The sequence below is a fragment of the Rhodothermales bacterium genome (assembly GCA_041391505.1).
GTDB lineage: Bacteria > Bacteroidota > Rhodothermia > Rhodothermales > JAHQVL01 > JAWKNW01.
This window is the reverse complement of the sequence record JAWKNW010000010.1, coordinates 190,403-208,444: the sequence shown is the minus strand read 5'-3', so window position 1 is coordinate 208,444 and position 18,042 is coordinate 190,403. Positions and strand designations below refer to the sequence as shown.

General features: G+C 65.3%; 14 protein-coding genes. 10 read left to right on the top strand and 4 right to left on the bottom strand.

Going from position 1 to position 18,042, the window contains the following annotated elements; genetic code table 11:
* A partial coding sequence (locus tag R2834_12020; GenBank protein ID MEZ4701052.1) for a PP2C family protein-serine/threonine phosphatase occupies nucleotides 1-670 on the top strand: 670 nt, incomplete at its 5' end.
* Between the two features lie 121 nt (nucleotides 671-791).
* A complete protein-coding gene (locus tag R2834_12015; protein ID MEZ4701051.1) occupies nucleotides 792-1,319 on the top strand; it encodes a DinB family protein in 528 nt (175 codons plus the stop codon).
* Between the two features lie 113 nt (nucleotides 1,320-1,432).
* On the opposite strand, the gene R2834_12010 is transcribed toward R2834_12015, so the two are convergent.
* Both R2834_12010 and R2834_12005 read right to left on the bottom strand, forming a co-directional pair.
* Nucleotides 1,433-1,882, bottom strand: a complete 450-nt coding sequence (locus tag R2834_12010) for a GatB/YqeY domain-containing protein (GenBank protein MEZ4701050.1) — start codon at nucleotides 1,880-1,882, stop codon at nucleotides 1,433-1,435.
* A 90-nt stretch (nucleotides 1,883-1,972) separates the two neighbouring features.
* Nucleotides 1,973-5,194, bottom strand: coding sequence for a GDSL-type esterase/lipase family protein (locus R2834_12005; GenBank protein ID MEZ4701049.1), 3,222 nt, complete (start codon nucleotides 5,192-5,194; stop codon nucleotides 1,973-1,975).
* Between the two features lie 127 nt (nucleotides 5,195-5,321).
* On the opposite strand from R2834_12005, the gene R2834_12000 reads away from it, so the two are divergent.
* Together R2834_12000 and R2834_11995 are read left to right on the top strand one after the other, a co-directional pair.
* On the top strand, nucleotides 5,322-6,323 hold the full coding sequence (locus R2834_12000; protein ID MEZ4701048.1) for a DUF1593 domain-containing protein: 1,002 nt from the start codon (nucleotides 5,322-5,324) through the stop codon (nucleotides 6,321-6,323).
* A gap of 304 nt (nucleotides 6,324-6,627) precedes the next feature.
* A complete protein-coding gene (locus tag R2834_11995) occupies nucleotides 6,628-8,382 on the top strand; it encodes a sodium:solute symporter (protein ID MEZ4701047.1) in 1,755 nt (584 codons plus the stop codon).
* 56 nt (nucleotides 8,383-8,438) lie between these two features.
* Here the strand turns inward: R2834_11995 and R2834_11990 are convergent, their stop codons facing one another.
* Nucleotides 8,439-9,476 (bottom strand): LLM class flavin-dependent oxidoreductase, encoded by a 1,038-nt coding sequence (locus R2834_11990; protein MEZ4701046.1) that lies wholly within the window; start codon nucleotides 9,474-9,476, stop codon nucleotides 8,439-8,441.
* Nucleotides 9,477-9,760: 284 nt separating this feature from the next.
* On the opposite strand from R2834_11990, the gene R2834_11985 reads away from it, so the two are divergent.
* The 3 genes from R2834_11985 (at nucleotide 9,761) to R2834_11975 (ending at nucleotide 13,393) form a co-directional block, all read left to right on the top strand.
* Nucleotides 9,761-11,362, top strand: coding sequence for a S8 family serine peptidase (locus R2834_11985; GenBank protein MEZ4701045.1), 1,602 nt, complete (start codon nucleotides 9,761-9,763; stop codon nucleotides 11,360-11,362).
* 190 nt (nucleotides 11,363-11,552) lie between these two features.
* Nucleotides 11,553-12,806: a T9SS type A sorting domain-containing protein gene (locus R2834_11980; protein ID MEZ4701044.1), complete on the top strand. Its 1,254-nt coding sequence runs from the start codon at nucleotides 11,553-11,555 to the stop codon at nucleotides 12,804-12,806.
* Nucleotides 12,807-12,841: 35 nt separating this feature from the next.
* Complete coding sequence (locus tag R2834_11975) at nucleotides 12,842-13,393, top strand: tail fiber protein (GenBank protein ID MEZ4701043.1); 552 nt, start codon at nucleotides 12,842-12,844, stop codon at nucleotides 13,391-13,393.
* A 4-nt stretch (nucleotides 13,394-13,397) separates the two neighbouring features.
* Here the strand turns inward: R2834_11975 and R2834_11970 are convergent, their stop codons facing one another.
* Nucleotides 13,398-14,834, bottom strand: coding sequence for an aminopeptidase P N-terminal domain-containing protein (locus tag R2834_11970; protein MEZ4701042.1), 1,437 nt, complete (start codon nucleotides 14,832-14,834; stop codon nucleotides 13,398-13,400).
* 149 nt (nucleotides 14,835-14,983) lie between these two features.
* Between R2834_11970 and R2834_11965 the strand changes: the two genes are divergently transcribed.
* The 3 genes from R2834_11965 (at nucleotide 14,984) to R2834_11955 (ending at nucleotide 17,858) form a co-directional block, all read left to right on the top strand.
* Entirely contained in the window at nucleotides 14,984-16,258 is a 1,275-nt protein-coding gene (locus tag R2834_11965) for a T9SS type A sorting domain-containing protein (protein ID MEZ4701041.1), read from the top strand.
* A gap of 99 nt (nucleotides 16,259-16,357) precedes the next feature.
* A complete protein-coding gene (locus R2834_11960; protein ID MEZ4701040.1) occupies nucleotides 16,358-16,915 on the top strand; it encodes a hypothetical protein in 558 nt (185 codons plus the stop codon).
* Between the two features lie 118 nt (nucleotides 16,916-17,033).
* Nucleotides 17,034-17,858, top strand: coding sequence for an NYN domain-containing protein (locus R2834_11955; GenBank protein ID MEZ4701039.1), 825 nt, complete (start codon nucleotides 17,034-17,036; stop codon nucleotides 17,856-17,858).
* Nucleotides 17,859-18,042 lie beyond the last annotated feature (184 nt).

Sequence of the window (18,042 nt, the reverse complement as noted above, 5' to 3'; positions counted from 1 at the left end):
GCGCCGGGAGTGCAGCATCTACGCGTTCACGACCACGGCGCGCGACGTGAGCGGCACGTTTTACGACGTCTTCGAACTGGAAGACGGGAAGATCGGCTTCGTGATGGGCGACGTGTCCGGCAAGGGCGTCTCGTCGGCGCTGTTCATGGCGATGAGCCACACGTTTCTCAAGAGCGCCGGCCGGCACTACGACACGCCCGGCGCCTGCCTGACGGCCATGAACCAGATGCTCTTCCCGGAGGGCTTCTCCGACCAGGCCGTGACGGTGTTTTACGGGATCCTCGACCCGGAAACGGGCCGGCTCGCCTACAGCAACGCCGGCCATCCCGCGCCGTATCTGCTCGGCCGCGGCGGTGACGTGGCCCCGTTCGCTGAGCCGGACGCGCCGGCGATCTGGCGCACACCCGAATACGTTTACCCCACGGAGACCCGCGATCTCCGGCCGGGCGAGGGCCTCTTCCTCTACACCAAGGGCGCGCTCCGCGCGGCGAACGGGAAGGGGCAGGTCTTCGCTGCCGAGCGTCTGGCCACCCGGCTCCGCGAAGATCCGGACGCCGAGCCGGCCCGCCTCATCCGCGGCGTCGTCCGCGCCGTGATGGAGCACGCCGGCGACACCCCACTCGCGCACGACCTGACGGTGATGGCGCTGCGGTATCGGGGGGGCGCATAACGCGGCCGAGGCGATCCGACCGGTCCATTCCGTTGCCCGTTCAGGAACCTGCAGGGATCCCCACTTGTAGGCCCCGCACGATCCACCTATCCAAATAATGACAAAAGAGGAATATCCACGCATGAAAAGCTACCGCTTTATCGCGCTTCTTTTTGCCGCGCTCATTAGCCTTCCCGCCGCTGTGCTGGCGCAGGACGGCCAGCCGGTCATCGGCTCGCTGAAAGGGCTTCACGACATTACGGCTAACAACATCCTGAAGGCGGCCGAGATGCTCGACGAGTCGATCTACGCCTTCAAGCCGACGGACGACGTCCGCACGGCCGGCTCCATCTTCGCCCACATCGCCAACGCGCAGTTCATGTTCTGCTCGGCGGCCGCCGGCGAGCAGAGTCCCAACTCGGAAAACTACGAGGAAACGGCCAAGACCAAGCCGCAGATCGTCGCGGCCCTGAAGAAGGGCCTCGGCTACTGCTCGAGCGTGTACGGCAAAATGACCGACGCCGCCGGCGCCGAGATGCGTAACTTCTTCGGCAACGACATGGCCGCATCCGGCATCCTGGCGTTCAACTCGGCGCACAATTACGAGCACTACGGCAACCTGGTGACGTACATGCGTCTCAAGGGCATCACGCCGCCGTCGTCGATGTGACGTCGGCGTCATTTTCTGTGCAAAAGGCCGGGCTCCTCATCTGGAGTCCGGCCTTTTTTTGCGTTGTGCTGTCGGCATCGTCGGGCGTCTCATGGGCGCCTGACTACGCGGCATCAAAAGAGGCTTTCCACGACCTCCTTGACGACTTTTCCGTCGGCCTTGCCTTTCAGATCCTTCATCAGCGCGCCGATCAGCATGCCGGCCTTCGCCTTGTCGGTCACCCCCATCTCGGCCTGCTTGGCCGTGACGGCGGCGAGGATCTCGTCACGCGACATCTGCCGAGGCAGGAACTCCTCCAGGATGGTCAGTTCCTGGGCTTCCTTTTCGGCGAGGTCGGGCCTGCCGCCCTGGGTGAACTGGTCGATGGAGTCTTTACGCTGCTTGGCGAGCCGGGCGATGACGCCGATCGCCTCCTCGTCGGACAGGCTGTCCTGCGGCGTCCGCTTCTGGGCGACGAGTTCGTTGGTGAAGGCGGTCTTGATGCTCCGCAGCGCGTTGAGGCGCAGCGGGTCCCTGGCGCGCATGGCGTCCTTTATGGCGTTGGCTATTTTTTCCTGTAGCATGGTGTATCGGGACACGGCGATGCCGCATCCATGGGCGAAATCAGGGCCACGGCACGCCGCGTCCGTGCGGCGGTGCCGATGGACCGGGGATTATTCCATCGGATGTTCGCGGAGCAGTTCGTCCGGCGAGTAGAAGCCGGTCTTGCCGGCCGTCGCGGCGCGGACGCGGGCGACGGTCTCCGGCTGCACCACAGGCGCCGCGTTTCCGAAGGCATTGCGCACGTACGTAAGCACGGCGGCCACTTCTTCGTCGTTCAGCATGCCCCCGAAGGGCGTCATGGGCACCTGGCCGGTGTACTGCTTGCCCATCAGGTCCAGCGGACCCATCAGGCCGTGCAGCGTCAACTTGATCAGGCGTTCTTCGTTTCCGGTGACCCAGGGGCTGCCGGCCAGCGGCGGGAAGCCCGAGGCGGAGAGGCCTTCGCCGCCGATCTGGTGACACGTCCGGCAGAAGCCCTCGCGGTCGTAGATCTTTTTACCGGCGAGGAACCGGTCGCGGTCGGCGCCTTGCAGCGTCGTCTGCGTCAGCTCGTTCTCGCGTTCGATGAGTGACTGGCCGTTCAGGTGGGCCAGCGCCGTCTCGTAGGCGTGGATGGTCCAGTCGTCGAACGGCGCGTCGATCGGCATGTCGCCGGGGATGCCTTCGGCGAGGTCGCGCGAGCCGGCGTACGACGCGGCTTCCTCAAGAATGGCGAGGCCGTCCTCCCTGTCGAGCCACGAGGCGGCGACGATGGCTTCGAGGCGGACGCGTCCGTGTTCGTCGCGGGCGGCGGTCTTGAGCAGTTCCACCTGGTCGGGGATCTGGTGGCCGGCGTAGCGCAGCACGCGGGCCGCTGCCGCGCGGGCACGGAAGTCCTTGGCCTGCAGGTTCTGGCGGAGCAGGTCTTCATCGATCTGATCCAGCCCCCACGTCACCCACAACGCTTCGAGGACGTTGTGCTCGTAGCGCGGGTCGTTCGCGTCCAGGCCGGCGACCCAGGCCTTGAGCTTGGGCATGACCTCGGAAACCGGGTGCTCGCGCAGCTCGCGGCGCGTCCGATAGCGCGTCCGGAATTCGGGGAGCTTGAGGTTTTCGAGGAGTTCCTCGACGCTGGCCCCGTCGACCTTCGCCGGCACGACGAGCGGGCGCGACGGGTAGGTGATCCGGTAGATGCGGCCGTGCACATGGTCGCGCAGGGGATCCCGCGCGTTGTGCTGCATGTGGCCGATCAGCACGTTGTGCCAGTCGATGAAGTACAGCGACCCGTCGGGCGCGAACTCCATATCCACCGGCCGGAAGTTCGGGTCGGTCGACGTCACGAGGTCGACGCGGTGCCGCGTGGTGAAGCCCGTGCCGTCGTCGGATACGGCGTGCATCTTCATCCCCAGAAACCCGATCGTGTTGTTGATGAGCAGGTCGCCCTGGACTTCGTCCGGGAAGTGCCGGCTCGACACGAATTCCAGGCCCGAGGTCGGGCGGACCCGGTGCGCTTCCTCGATCAGGTTTTTCGACTTGTGCGTGGCCTCGCCGTAGCGGGGCTTGACCGTCCCGGGCTCCATCCAGCGCACATCGGGGCCGGAGGTCTCGGCGAAGAAGTTCTGGCCCCAGTCGTCGAACGCAATGCCCCACGGGTTGGGGATGGAAAGCTGGGCCGTGCGTTCGAGGTATTTGCGCTGCGGGCTGTAGCGGAAGAAGCCGCCGTTCGTCGCGCGAACCGGGCCGTACGGCGTCTCGACATTGGTGTGCAGGAAGACGCCCTCGCCCATGTACATGGCGCCGGAAGGGTCGGCCGCGAAGGCGCTGATGACGTGGTGGGTGTCGTGGTCGTCGAAGCCGCTGAGGATGATTTCTTTTTTATCGGCGTGGTCGTCGCCGTCGGTGTCGGTCAGCAGGATGAGGTTGGTGCCCTGCGAAACGTACACGCCCTCGGGGGCGAACTCGAAGCCGACGGGGATGTTGAGGTGATCCGCGAAGACCGTCTGTTTGTCGGCCTTGCCGTCGTTGTCGGTGTCCTCGAAGATGAGGAGTTTATCGTTCGGTTTCGGGTCGCCGGGTTTCCAGGCGGGATAGGTGGGCATCACGGCCACCCACAGCCGGCCCTTGTTGTCGAACGAGATCTGGACGGGGTTGGCGAGATCGGGGAATTCGACCTCGGAGGCGAAGAGGTCGATCTGGTAGCCGGGCGGGACCTTCAGCTTGTTGAGCGCATCCTGGCCGTAGAGGTATTCGGTCGACCCGTTGCCGCCGTTCGGGTCGTCGTAGTTGGTCTGCACCGGGGGGAGGGGGCGCGTTTTCGCGTCGGCGGCGGCGAGGTCCATCCGCCGGCCCTGCGTCGCCTCCCAGATCGCGGTGTCGCGGTAGGCCGTCATCTGGCGGATTTTTTCGACTTCGTACGGGTAGTTGTCCGGCCCGAAGGGCTCGAACCGCCGCCCGTACGCGTGCACGCCGTTGGGGATCTTGTAGTCGTTGTGCCAGAACCAGTTTTTCTCCGCCACGGCTTCATGGATCAGCGCCCGGTTCGATTCGGCGTTCGCCTTCGTCTTGCCGAAGACGCCGTCCGTCAGGAGGGTGGCGAAGCGGGCGTAGCCGTCGTCGTTCAGCTGGACGCCGTCGATGGTGAGCTGGTCGGCGCCGGCGAACCATTTTTTGGTGGGGGCGAAGACGTCCAGGAAATGCACGTTGTTCGCCGCGGCCACCTCGCGCATGGCGTCGGTGTACAGCGCCAGGTTGGCGTTTTCGCGGGTGCCGTCGGGGATGTCGTAGCGGTCCGTCAGGTCCTCATACGCGATGGGCGACACGAGCGCGAGCGCCGGCGGCGCCTCGCCGTTGTAGGTCTGCGCGAAGGTGTGTTTGATGAACGCGTCCAACTCGGCCTTGAAGTTGTCGACGCCTTCGGGGCCGGCGTACGACTCGTTGAAGCCGAAAAACGCTACGATGACGTCGGCGCCGAGGCTGGTCAGCCATTCGTCGGGATAGGGGAAGAAGCCCTCGCTGCCGGACGGCGTGGCGTTTTCGGTCTGGAACTTCTCGGCGCCCGGAAAGGCCCACGGGGAGTTGCGCGCGGAGTGCGGCCGGAAACCGGGCGTATCGCCGCCGTCGCACATGTTGCGGATGGTGAGGAGGCTGTCCGGGTAGCGGACCTGCATTTCGGTCTCGAAATACCCGTAGTTCATCATGCGCGAGCACAGGTTGTTGCCGATGAGCACGATGTGGTCGCCGGCGCGAACGGGCAGGCCCTTTTCGGGCGTGCACTGCGATGCGAAAAGAACGATGAGGAGGGCCGCGGCCACGGTGGCGAGGGCGCGGAGCGGGTGGATACGGTGGGTAGTCATGGCTGTGCCGGCAAGTAGGGCGGGTTGGACCGGATGAAGATACGCATTTTGGGGAAAGATACTGGATGCACGAAACGTGCGGTTTATCTTACCCGCGTCCCTCAACGCCCAACGCCTTTTGCCCGTGATGCGCTGCGTTCTCTTGCTCCTCTTTCTCGTCCACCCGGCGATCGGACAGCCGCTGCGCGGAGGCGCGGTCGCCGGAGAGCGGTATCGGGTCATCGTGTCCACGGATCTCGGCGGGTCGGACGGCGACGACATCCAGTCAATGATTCACTTCCTGCTCTACGCCGACCTGTTCGATGTGGAGGGGTTGATCGCCTCGCCTCCGCACGCCGGCCGCGCATCGGATATCCTCGACGTGATCGACGTCTACGCCCGCGACTATCCGCGGCTGTGGGTGTCCAATGCCGCCTATCCGCATCCCGACACGCTCCGGGCCCTGACGAAGCAGGGCGCGACGGACCCGGCGCCGGCGGCCGGCTGGAGCGCGCCGACGGAAGGCTCGCGCTGGATCGTCCGGCGCGCCCACGAGGACGACCCGCGGCCGCTCTACGTCCTGGTCTGGGGCGCCATCACCGACGTGGCCCAGGCGCTCCACGACGACCCGTCCATCGCGGCCAGACTGCGTGTGTATTTTATCGCCAGCTGGAACGAGCAGCAGGATCCGGCGGCGTATGCCTACGTCGACGCGGCGTTTCCGGAGTTGTGGTTTATCCGGTCGAATACGACGTTTCGGGGATGGTATATGGGGGGCGATCAGGCCGGCGATCTCGGCAACCAGACGTTTGTCCAGCAGCACGTCTGCGGTCACGGGGCCCTGGGGGCGTATTTCTGCGGCATCGCGCCGGCCCTGCCGGGCGAGGCCACCGGCCGCATCAAGATGGGGGATTCGCCGTCCGTCGCCTACCTGCTGCGCGGCGACCCCGACGACCCGGAATCCGACCACTGGGGCGGCCGTTTCGTGCGGCGGGACGGCCGGCCGGCGTGGTGGATCGACGACCCCGACCCCGCCTGGGCCGTGGAGGACCGCGCCGGCGCCGGCACGGTGAGCCGGCACCGCGAAGCCTATCTGCGCGACTGGCAGCGGCGCATGGATCGGCTGGCGCCCCCTCCATCCAACCGCTGAAGCCGGCGAACGCGGGTGTTAAAATTGATATGACTGATCTTACGCAGCCGTGTGCCTGGTAATCTGATGCAGGATGCAAGATGCAGGATTTTGTACCGGGCAACAGGCTTTTCGGACGAAATCCTGCATCCTGCATCCTGCATCTTGCATCCACAGATGGACACGATGCCTTGCGTAACACGAGTGATATGATCAATCGGCAGACGGCGTTGCATCATTGCGCCCGGGCGGGCTATACTTTGCCATCACCCACCGAACATCCCATCAATTCAGCGGCGCCGTGGCGCGTCGTTGCCCGCCGTTTATGAGCACGCTCGCGACCCTGGACTGGGTCATCATCGCCGGCTATTTCATGATCATCCTGGGCCTGGCCTGGTGGGTGATCCGCCAAAAAACCGACACCGCCACCGACTACTTCCTCGCCGGACGCCACCTCGGGTGGCTCATCGTCGGCGCGTCCATCTTCGCCTCGAACATCGGCTCGGAGCACCTCGTGGGGCTGGCCGGCTCCGGCGCCACGGACGGCGTCGCGCTGGCGCATTACGAGTTGCACGCCTGGTGCCTGCTGGTGCTCGGCTGGATCATGGTGCCGTTCTACATGCGGTCCCAGGTGTTCACGATGCCGGAGTTCCTGGAGCGCCGCTTCTCGCCGGCCGCGCGGACGCTGCTGTCCGTCATCTCGCTGGTGGCCTACGTGCTGACCAAGATCGCGGTGGGCATCTTCGCCGGCGGCATCGTGTTCAGCGTGCTGCTGCCGGATCTTTCCTTCATGGGGATGAACAGCTTCTGGCTGGGATCCATTCTCGTAATCCTCTTCACCGGGATGTACACCATGCTGGGGGGGCTGCGGGCCGTCGCCTATACGGAAGCGCTTCAAACCCTCATCCTGGTCTTCGGCTCGTTCCTGGTTCTGATCTACGGTCTGAAGGCGATCGGGGGATGGGACCAGCTCTACGCGATCGCCGGCTCCGAGATGTTCAACCTCTGGAAGCCGATGGTGCCCGACGGCGTCGCCGCGACCTGGGCGCCGGTGCGTGAAGCCGGCCAGATGGCGTGGTATTTCAACAACGAATATCCCTGGCTGGGCATGCTCTTCTGCGCGCCGATCATCGGGCTGTGGTACTGGACGACCGACCAGTACATCGTCCAGCGCACGCTCGGCGCGCCCAACGAGACCGAGGCCCGGCGCGGCTCGATCGCGGCGGCCGTGCTCAAGCTCCTGCCGGTTTTCATCTTCATCATCCCCGGCATCATCACGTTCGCGCTGGCGAAGTCCGGCAAGATCGCCGTGTTTTCCGAGACCCTCATCGATGCGAACGGGGACCTGATCCGCGAGAACGCGCAGGCCGCCTTCCCGCTACTCGTGGCGCATATCCTGCCCGTGGGTATCCGGGGCATCGTCGTCGCCGGGCTGCTGGCGGCGCTGATGAGTTCGCTGGCCGGCGTGTTCAACGCCTCGTCGACGCTGTTCACGATGGACTTCTACAGCCGGCTGCGGCCCGAGTCCTCCGAACGGCACCTGGTGTGGATGGGGCGCGTCGCGACGGCCGTGATGGTGGTGGTCGGGCTCGCGTGGATCCCGGTCATCCAGGGAGGCCGCGGATTGTACGACTATCTGCAGGGCGTGCAAGCTTATCTCGCGCCGCCGATCTTTGTCGTCTTTTTCCTCGGCGTCTTCAACAAGCGGCTCAACAAGGAAGGCTGTCTGGCGGCGCTCGTCGTCGGGTTCGCGCTGGGCCTGTTCCGGCTGGCGGTCGACACGCCGGTCGCGCTGGGCGACGGGTTCGCCTACGAGCCGGGCTCGTTCCTGTGGGTGATCAACAACATCTTCTTCCAGTACTACAGCCTCGCGATCTTCCTGATCTGTATCGCGGTGATGATGGGCGTGAGCTACATGACCCCGCCGCCCTCGTACGAGGCGATCAGCGGGCTGACCTACGGCACCCTCACCGCCGAGGACCGCGCCCGCACGCGCGCCAGCTGGGACATGAAGGATGTGGCGTCGACCGCGCTCGTGCTGGTGCTCATTCTCGCCGCCTACCTGTATTTCACGGGCTGATCGCGGGAGCGGGTCGATGGTTGATCGTCGACGGGCAAACGTGCACCCGTCGACGATCAGCCATTGGAAAGCGCCTTTCTCACCGCCGGCGCCACCACGGTGCCGTACAGCTCGATGGACCGCATGATCTGGTCGTGCGGAAGCGTGCCCACGCTGAACTGGATCAAAAAGCGCGTCATCCCGAAGAGCGAGTGTTCGTAGAGGATCTTGTCGATGACGTGCTGCGGATCGCCCACGAGGAGCGCGCCGGTCGGGCCGCGCTGGGCGTCGAAGTCGGCGCGGGTGGTGGGGGGCCAGCCGCGTTCGCGGCCGATGCGGCTCATGACTTCGGCGAAGAAGGGATAGGACTGGTCGGCGGCGTCCTCGGTCGTGTCCGCGATGAAGCCGTGCGAGTTGATGCTGAGCTGAAGCGTGTCCGGGTCGTGGCCGGCCTCGGTCGCGGCGCGCCGGTACAATTCGGCCAGCGGGGCGAACCGGGCGGGTTGGCCGCCGATGATGGCGATGGCGAGGGGCAAGCCGAGCACGCCGGCGCGGATCACCGACTGCGGGGTGCCGCCGACGGCGATCCAGACCGGGATGGGCTGCTGCACGGGACGGGGATAGACGCCCTGACCGCTCAGCGCCGGCCGCAGCTTGCCCTGCCAGTAGACGCGTTCGCTGTCCCGCAGCTGGAGGAGCAGCTCCAGCTTTTCCTTGAACAGGTCGTCGTAATCGCTCAAATCGTACCCGAATAGCGGGAAGGACTCGATGAAGGAGCCCCGGCCGGCCATGATCTCGGCGCGTCCGCCGGAAAGCAGGTCGACGGTGGCGAATTGCTGAAAGACGCGCACCGGGTCGTCCGAGCTGAGCACGGAAACGGCGCTTGTGAGCCGGATCCGTTTCGTGCGCGCCGCCGCCGCCCCGAGGACGACCGCCGGCGACGAGACGGTATAGTCCGGCCGGTGGTGCTCGCCGACGCCAAACACATCCAGCCCCACCTGATCCGCCAGTTCGATTTCTTCCAGCAAATCCCGTAGCCGCTGTTCGGCGCTGACGGTGTGCCCGGTGCGGGGGTCGGGGGTGGCTTCCGCGAAGGTATATATGCCGAGTTCCACGTACGTATCGAAGCTGAGCGATGGAGAATGTATGACGGGTGCGTCGCGACTCCAACGCATCAGGCCGGGATCGTGTCCCGGCAGGGTGGCAGGCCGTTACAATTCGGAACGCGGGTTTCGTTTCGTTACCCGCTTCGGGGCATGAATCCGCGCTTTCAGGCTGCTTTCGGCTTGGCAGGCTCCTTGTTAACGATCGGCTCGCCTGCCAGCACCCACCAAACGAAACGGGGTGGATGCAACAGGTAACGACCCTACCCCCCCGGTCAGTATTCAGGTTTTGAACCATGATTCCTACCCATAAACAGCGCCTCATGACGCTGATCATCTTGGCGCTCTTTCTGAGCCCGGCTTTCCTCCAGGGGTGCGATGCCCTGGTCGGGGAGCGGGCCGATGACGGCGTGCCAGACGGTGTCGCGGCGGTGAGTGCCGTCAGCGGCGCGTCAAAATTCCGCCATGCCCACTTGCTCGATAAGACGCGCATCGGAGCCGGTAAGATCGGTACCGATGCCGTCAACCTGGTCATCGGCTTCAACGAGTACGAGGCCGACGGCGTGACCCGCCGGCTGATGGACCGTTTTGCCGTGACCAAGCGCCTGCTCTCCCGCTATGGCGACAGCATCCGTCCCAAGGTGGAAACCGAGGACGTGCTGCCGGCCATCACGGTCCAGCTGGACGCCGACTCCCTCGAAAGCCTGATCGACTTCATCGACGAAGACCCCGACATCGCATGGGTCGAGCCCGACGCGCTGCTCGACGGGCCCGGCACGTCGTCGCAGGAAGCCGTAAGCAATACCCAGTATATCAGCTGGGGCGTAAAGCATGTTGGCGCCCGGCAGACCGACATCTACACCGGCAACGACCTCGTGCATGTGTACGTCTTCGATTCCGGCGTCACGAACGATGACGTGAACGTCGTCGAATCCGTCGATTTTACCCGGCTCTATCGCGGCAACATCGACGGCAACTGGTCGGACGTGATCAGCACCTATTGGCTGGAGCAGGACGACTACTGGTCGACCTACTGGACGGCCGACTGGAGCGCGGTAACCCCGGGCGAGACGGTTTCGGGTTCGGTTGGCAGCGAAGACCGGCTCGGGCATGGCACCCATGTCGCCGGCATCATCGGCGCCATCGACGACCGCAACGGCGTGGCCGGCGTGGCGCCCAACGTGGCGATCCACAATATCAAGGTGCTCGCGAACGACGGGCGCACGGACATCACGACGGTGCTCGCGGCGCTCGAGTATGTGACGACGGTCAAACATCATCACCCGGATATGCCGATCGTCGTAAATATGAGCCTGGGCGCGGACATCGGGACCACCGGGTACAACGCGCTCGACGAGGCCATCGAGCATGCGATCGAGGACGGCATCGTGGTAGTGGTCGCTGCCGGCAACAACGGGAAGGATGCTTCGACGTATTCGCCGGCGCACGTCCGCGACGCGATCACCGTCGGTGCCTTCGACGAGTCCGGCACCTTCTCTTCGTTCTCGAACCACGGTTCGGTGGTGGACCTCCTCGCGCCGGGCGAGTTCATCGTGTCGCTCTCGAACGTGAACAATAAATTCCTCGCCATCCAGGCGGGCACGTCGCAGGCTGCTCCGCACGTCGCCGGCGCCGCCGCCCTGTACCTGACGCGCCACCCGGCCGCTTCGCCGTACGAGGTGCAGCAGGCTCTGGTCGACATGGGCAAGGCGGGCATCAGCCACGTTCCCGCCGGCACGACGAACCGGAGCGTGTACGTCGGCGACATCGTGTCTTCGCCTTCCGCGCTGTCAGGCTACATCGAGCCGGCGGCCATAGCCGTCGAGGAGTTGAGCACCACCGACACCTCGACCCGGGGCGGCAAGGGCGCCTCCAGCACGGCGCGCGGCCGAAAATAAAACGTCTTTTTTCCGATAGATGACCCTACGAGGCGGAGCCGTGCAGCACGGTTCCGCCTCGTTTTGTTTATTGACGTGCTGTTGCGCTCTAGCGAATGGGATATATGATGCAGGATGCAGGATGTTTTCCCAAAAAACTGTCCGTTCATCCCACATCCCGCATCCTGCATCCCACATCCCTCCATCCCCCATGTTACGATCAATCCTTTTTTCCCTCGCCCTGCTTCTCGCGGCCGCTCCGGCGGCGGTACGGGCGCAGGACAGCGGCGTGCCCTGGACGTCCGCCAGCGAAGGGCTGCCCGGGCTCGACATCTGGTCGCTCGCGCTCGACGGCGGCGGTGCGCTGTTCGCCGGGACGTCGTTTGGCGTTTACCGGAGCGACGACCAGGGCACCAGCTGGGCGCCGGCGCACGCCGGCCTGGATTCCCTCCTCGTGACCGGCCTCGCCGTCTCGCCCGACGGCGTCCTGTTCGCCGCCACCCACGAGGACGGCCTGTTTCGTTCGGACGACCGGGGGGCGACCTGGAGCCCTGCCGGCGTCGACCCCGAGGTGTTGTCGCTGGGCGACGTCGTGGCGGCCCCGTCCGGCGCCCTTTACGCCGGCGCCCTGCTGGGCGGCGTCTATCGCTCGCTCGACTTTGGCGAGAGCTGGGTGGAAGTCCATGACGCCGGCTTGTTCAGTCCGCTCGTCCCGGCGTTTGCGATCGATGCGAACGGCGTGGTGTTCGCCGGCTCCGACGACGGCGTGCTCCGCTCGCAGGACGCCGGCGCTACCTGGGAGCCGGCAAGCGAAGGCCTAGACAACCCGTATGTCGAGTCGCTGGCGATCGGGGCCGACGGCGCGGTGTTCGCCGGCACCGACGCCGGCGTCTACCGCTCGCTCGACGGCGGCGGAAGCTGGTCGGCGGTCCATACCGACGCGCTCGGCGCGACCAACGTGCGGGCGCTCGTCGTCACGCCGGCGAATGCCCTGTTTGCCGGCACGCACCACGCAGGCGTTTTTCGGACGCTGGACAATGGCGCGACGTGGGAGGAAGTGAACGATGGGCTCACCGATCTCGACATCCACGCGTTCGCCGTCTCCGCGGAGGGCGTTCTTTTCGCCGGCACCGGCGGCGGCGGCGTCTTTCGCCGGGACGTGGCCACCGAGGTCGCGTCGGAGGAGCCGGCCGGCCTGCCGTCGCGCTACCGCCTGGAGGGAAATTATCCCAATCCCTTCAACCCGACGACGCGCATCCGGTACGAGCTGCCCGAGGCGGCGCCGGTCACCCTCGGCGTGTTCGACGCGACGGGCCGGCGGGTCGCCGTGCTCGTGCAGGGCGTCGAGGCCGCCGGCCGGCACGAAGCCCGTTTCGACGCCACGGCCCTGCCGAGCGGCGTCTATTTCTATCGGCTGACCGCCGGCGCCTTCACCGAGGTCCGGCACATGGTGCTGCTCCGATGAGCGGTCCTGCATCCCACCCCAACCCTTCGCATCGCATGAAACGCTCCACGCTTTCCCTCTTCATCTGCCTGCTGCTCGCCGTATCCGCGGCATCCACCCGTCCGGCCCTGGCGCAGGACCCGTTTGTCGGGGAAGTCCGCCTCGTCGGGTTCAACTTTTGCCCGCGCGGGTGGACCGAGGCCAGCGGCCAGCTGCTCCCGATCGCCCAGTACCAGGCGCTCTTTTCGCTCTACGGGACGATCTACGGCGGCGACGGCCAGACCACGTTCGCGCTGCCCGATCTGCGCGGGCGGGCGCCGATCCACGAAGGCCAGGGCGCCGGCCTGCAGACGTACACCATGGGGCAGCGGGGCGGGGCGGAGTCCATCACGCTGACGCCGAACGAGATACCGTCGCACGCGCACGCCTTCACCGAGCTGTCGAGCGCCAACGGGACGGAGGAGGGGATTGTGCTCCGCAGCGGCGCCGGCGACCAGCAGGCGTCCACCACGTCGGTGGGCGGCTCCCAGGGACACGAAAACCGCCCGCCCTACCTTGTGATGCGCTACTGTGTGGCGCTGGAAGGGATCTACCCGTCGCGGAACTGATGCGTCACCGGAACATCGCCGGCCGCAGCTGGACGACGCCTTCCTCACGCATCAGCGCCTCGAGCGCGTCCATCTCGGCCGGGATGTTGTCGGACAGGTTTTCGACGCCCGTCTCCGTCACGACCACCACATCCTCCATCCGGACATACAGCGTCTCCTCGTTCACCCAGATCATCGGGTCGATGGAGAAGACCATCCCGGGCTTGAGCGTCTGGTTCCGGTAGACGCCGACGTCGTGCACCGTCATGCCGACGGGGTGGGAGAGGTGGCCCCGGAAGGCGAAGGCGGCCTCGCAGGCGGCCCGGTAGATCGGTTTGGAGAACGCGATGCGTTCGAACACCGGCCTCATGTCGGCGGCGGCCTCGTCCATCACCTGCGCCGGCGTGACGCCGGGGCGGATGTGTTTCAGGAGCGCGTTGCGGTAGGCGATGATAAACCCGTACAGATCGCGCTGGTCTTTCGAGTAGGTCCCGTTGACCGGCCACATCCGGGCGACGTCGGAGGTGTAGTAGCGGTAGTCCGGCGCGACGTCCATCAGCACGAGGTCGCCGGCTTTCAGGGCGTCGCTGTTGTGGAAGTAGTGCCCCATCCAGGCGTTTGTGCCGCCGCCGGTGATGGAGCGGTAGCCTTCGCTGCGGGCGCCGTTCATCGAGAAGATGAAGTTGGCGGCGGCGTCGAGCTGGTATTCCATCACGCCGGGCTCGGTGGATCGGATGGCCTCCATGATGCCGAGGCCGGCGAGTTCGCTGGCGGTGCGGATCAGGTCGATCTCGCGCGGGCTCTTGATGAGGCGCATGGCGTCCATCGCCGGCGTGAGATCGCGGAGGGCGAGCTGCGGGTAGCGCTCGCGGAGCAGGTTGACGAACCGCGTGGTCCGGTGCGGGGCCGCGTCGTACGGGTCGGCCAGGTGCGCGGCGACGCCGCCGAGGATCTCGTCGCGGCTCTGGTAGTGGCCTTCTGCCGGACTGAACGGGGTGTACAGCACCGGGTTGGGCATGCGGACGAGGTACGACCAGATGAAATCGCGTGCCATGCCCTCGATCGGCTCCACGCGATCCACCCCCGTCAGCCGCCGGACCTCCTCGGCGTCCTCGGCGGAGAGCACCTTGCCCTGGTTGCGTTCCTGGGCGGCGTTCCGGTGGGGCAGGTAGAGCACGCTTTGCCGGCTGGTGCCGTCGAGCAGGAGGTAGGCGTGGGCTACTTCCAGGCCGGTGAGGTAATAGAAGTTGTTCGTCTGCCGGAAGACATAAAAGCCTTCGACCGCCTGCTGCCCCTGAAACAGGGCGATCGCGCCGGCGCCGATCGTGTCCATGACGGCGTGCCGTCGTGCCGCGAGTTCGTCGGCGGGGAAGTCCGACTGATAGGCCGGCTGGGCGAGCGCAGTCCGCAGGCCCACCAGGAGCAGGATCGACACGAGGACGGATCGGGACAACAGTGCCATAAACCTGTACATCTTTTCAGTTTGAAAGCGTTATCGGGCAGAAGAAGGTAGTCGATGAGACGGAAAGAAGCATGAAGGCAGCGCCGGCTCTGTCTGGCCCGGTCTTCGCGACGAACGAAGAGATCCGATCACCAGTCGTCGCCAAAACCATGAGTCGTCTTTCTCTTCGCGCTATCGCGCCGCTGCTGTCGCTCGCGCTGGCCGGCCTGCAGCCGACCGGCCTGTTCGCCCAGGATGCCGATCCGGCGTCGGTCAGCCCCGGTACCCTGCTCGTTTATTATGGATGGCCGTCGGTCATCAACGGCGCCGGCAGCGTCGATTTGGCGGCGGAGGCGCTCGGGCAGTACGATTATGTCGTGCTCGGCGACGGCCTCGAAATCGACACCCATCCCGATTATGCCAACACCGTGGCGCTGCTCGCGCATCCCGCGATGGCGGATACGAAGGTGTTCGGGTACATCGACCTCGGCGTGACGACGCAGAACCTGCCGGTGTCGGAGTACAAGCTGCGGATGGTGTGGTGGACCGATATCGGGGCGGACGGCATCTTTCTGGACGATTTTGGCTACGATTTCGGCGTCACGCGCGAGCGGCAGAACGATGCGGTCGACTTTGCGCATGCGCTCGAGGTGCCGGTGATGGTCAACGCCTGGGATCCCGACGATGCCTTTTCGCGCGCGGCGGACCCGACGTACAACCCGAACGAGCGGCGCGCCGCGTTGCAGGCCGGCGATTTTTATTTCTCCGAGAGCTACATGATTCAGGAAGGCGCCTACGTTGACGCCGCGTTCTGGCGTGAGAAGGCGGACAAGCTCGATGCGTATCGCCAGACGTTCGGGGTCGGAGTGATGTCGGTGACGACACCCGGCGGGACCTACGACGAGCAGCAGTTTCATTACGCGTGGCACGCCGCCGCGATCGACGGGCACACGGCCATCGGCTGGGGCGAGCCGTCCTTCTCGTCGGTCGACGCCCAGGCGCCGTTTCGAGTCCGCCCCGCCGTCGATTTGGGGTCGGCGTACGTGTCCGTCGCCACCGTCTCCCTGCCGCTCGTGCGCCGCGAGACGGATGCCGGCGTGATCGAGGTGAATACCGAAACCCATGCGTATCGCTTCGAGGCTTCGATGGGTACGGCGCTCGAGACGCCCGAGCGCGCCTCGGCCGCGCCGCGCCTGGCGCCCAATTATCCGAACCCGTTCGCATCGGATACCCGACTCGCGTTCTCGCTGGCCGAACCGGGTCCAGTCCGTCTAGCGGTGTACGACCTGATGGGTCGCCCGGTCGCCGTGCTGGCGGACGGGACGATGCCGGCGGGCGAGCACGCGGTGAACTTCAACGGCGCGGCGCTGCCGGCGGGGGTCTATTTTTGCCGGCTCGAAGCCGGGGGACGCGTCGAGAGCCGGCCCATCATCGTAGGCCGGTGACGCCACGGGTTGTTCGAGTTGATCCCGCATAGTACCTTTGTGATGGGGCGATGACCGCCCCCGGTTCGATGCGTGCACACTCCCCAACCGAGCGGAACCATGATACCCCTGTTATCCCTCTGGCTGCCCGTCGTTGTGGCGGCCCTCATCGTGTTTGTCGTAAGCTCCATCATCCACATGGCGCTGGGCTATCATGCCGGCGACTGGGTGGGGCTTCCCAACGAGGCCAGATTTCGCGACGCGTTCAGAAATGAGGAGGTGCCGCCGGGCGACTACGTCGTTCCTTATGCGCCGACCGCGGCGGAGCGCAACAGCCCAGCGCATATCGAAAAAATGAAGGAAGGCCCCGTGGCTTTCATCAATGTTCGTCCGAAGGGGCAGGTCGTGATGGTGGCCATGCTCAGCCAGTGGTTTGGGTACTGTCTCGTGGTCGGTTTTTTCGCCGCCTATCTCGGCAGCCGCTTTTTTGGGCCTGGAGCGGACTATATGGAGGTGTTTCGGATCACCGGCACGGTAGCCTTCGCCGGCTACGGACTGGCTCTCCTCCAGAATTCGATCTGGTATGGCCGGAAGTGGAGCTCCACGCTCAAGTCGGTATTCGACGCGCTGGTATTTGCGCTCCTCACCGGCGGCGTTTTCGGCTGGCTCTGGCCCTGAGTCGCATAAAAACGGGGTCGATGGATCAGAAAAGGGCAGGTCGGGTTAGCGTTACGTTCCTGACGTCAACCTGGCGCTATGGAACCGAAAACCTTTTCAACACAGCACCCTCGCCGTTATGTCCGTCTCCGACGAAACCAAGATCATGGCCGTTTTCTGCGACTTTGAAAACGTCGCGATCGGCGTTCGCGAGGCAGACAAGGCGCAGTTCGACATCGTGAAAGTCCTGGAGCGCCTGCTGCTCAAGGGCAATATTGTCGTCAAAAAGGCCTATTGCGACTGGCAGCGCTACAAGGATTTCAAGGCGGCGATGCACGAGTCCTCGTTTGAGCTGATCGAGATCCCGCACGTCCGGCAGTCCGGCAAGAACTCGGCGGATATCCGCATGGTGGTCGACGCGCTGGACCTGTGCTACACGAAGGAGCACGTCGATACCTTCGTCATCGTCAGCGGCGATTCGGATTTTTCGCCGCTCGTCAGCAAGCTGCGCGAGAATAACAAAACCGTGATCGGGGTGGGGGTGCGGCACTCGACGTCGGATCTGCTGACCGCCAACTGCGATGAGTTCATCTTTTACGACGACCTCGTGCAACGCGACGGCCGGCGCACCAAGAAGCGCGCCGAGACCAGGGCGCGCAAGACTGCCGCGCGGGGCACGAAGACCAAAAACGAGCCGGTGCTGGATGAGTCGAAGCAGGAGGCGATGGACTTGCTGGTAGAGACCTACGAAGCGCTGGTCGAGGAGCGCGGCGAACAGGAGAAGATCTGGGGATCGATGGTCAAGCAGACGCTGAAGCGCCGGAAGCCCGGTTTCTCCGAATCCCACTACGGCTACCGCTCGTTCAGCGAACTCCTGGAAGACGCCGAAAAATACAAGATCGTCAAGCTCGAGCGCGACCAGAAGTCGGGCGGGTACATCATCGTGGATTCGCTGGTGAGCTGAGCGTCCTGGTGTCGCCTACGGCTCGCGCTACCGGGGGGGCCGCAGGTGCTTCTTCCGGTTCGTCCTCCCCACGCAAGTGGGGGCCAGGCAGGTGCTGCGTCCGGCTCGTCCTCCCCACGCAAGTGGGGATCCAAGCAGGTGCCGCTTCCGGTTCGTCCTCCCCACGCAAGTGGGGATCCAAGCA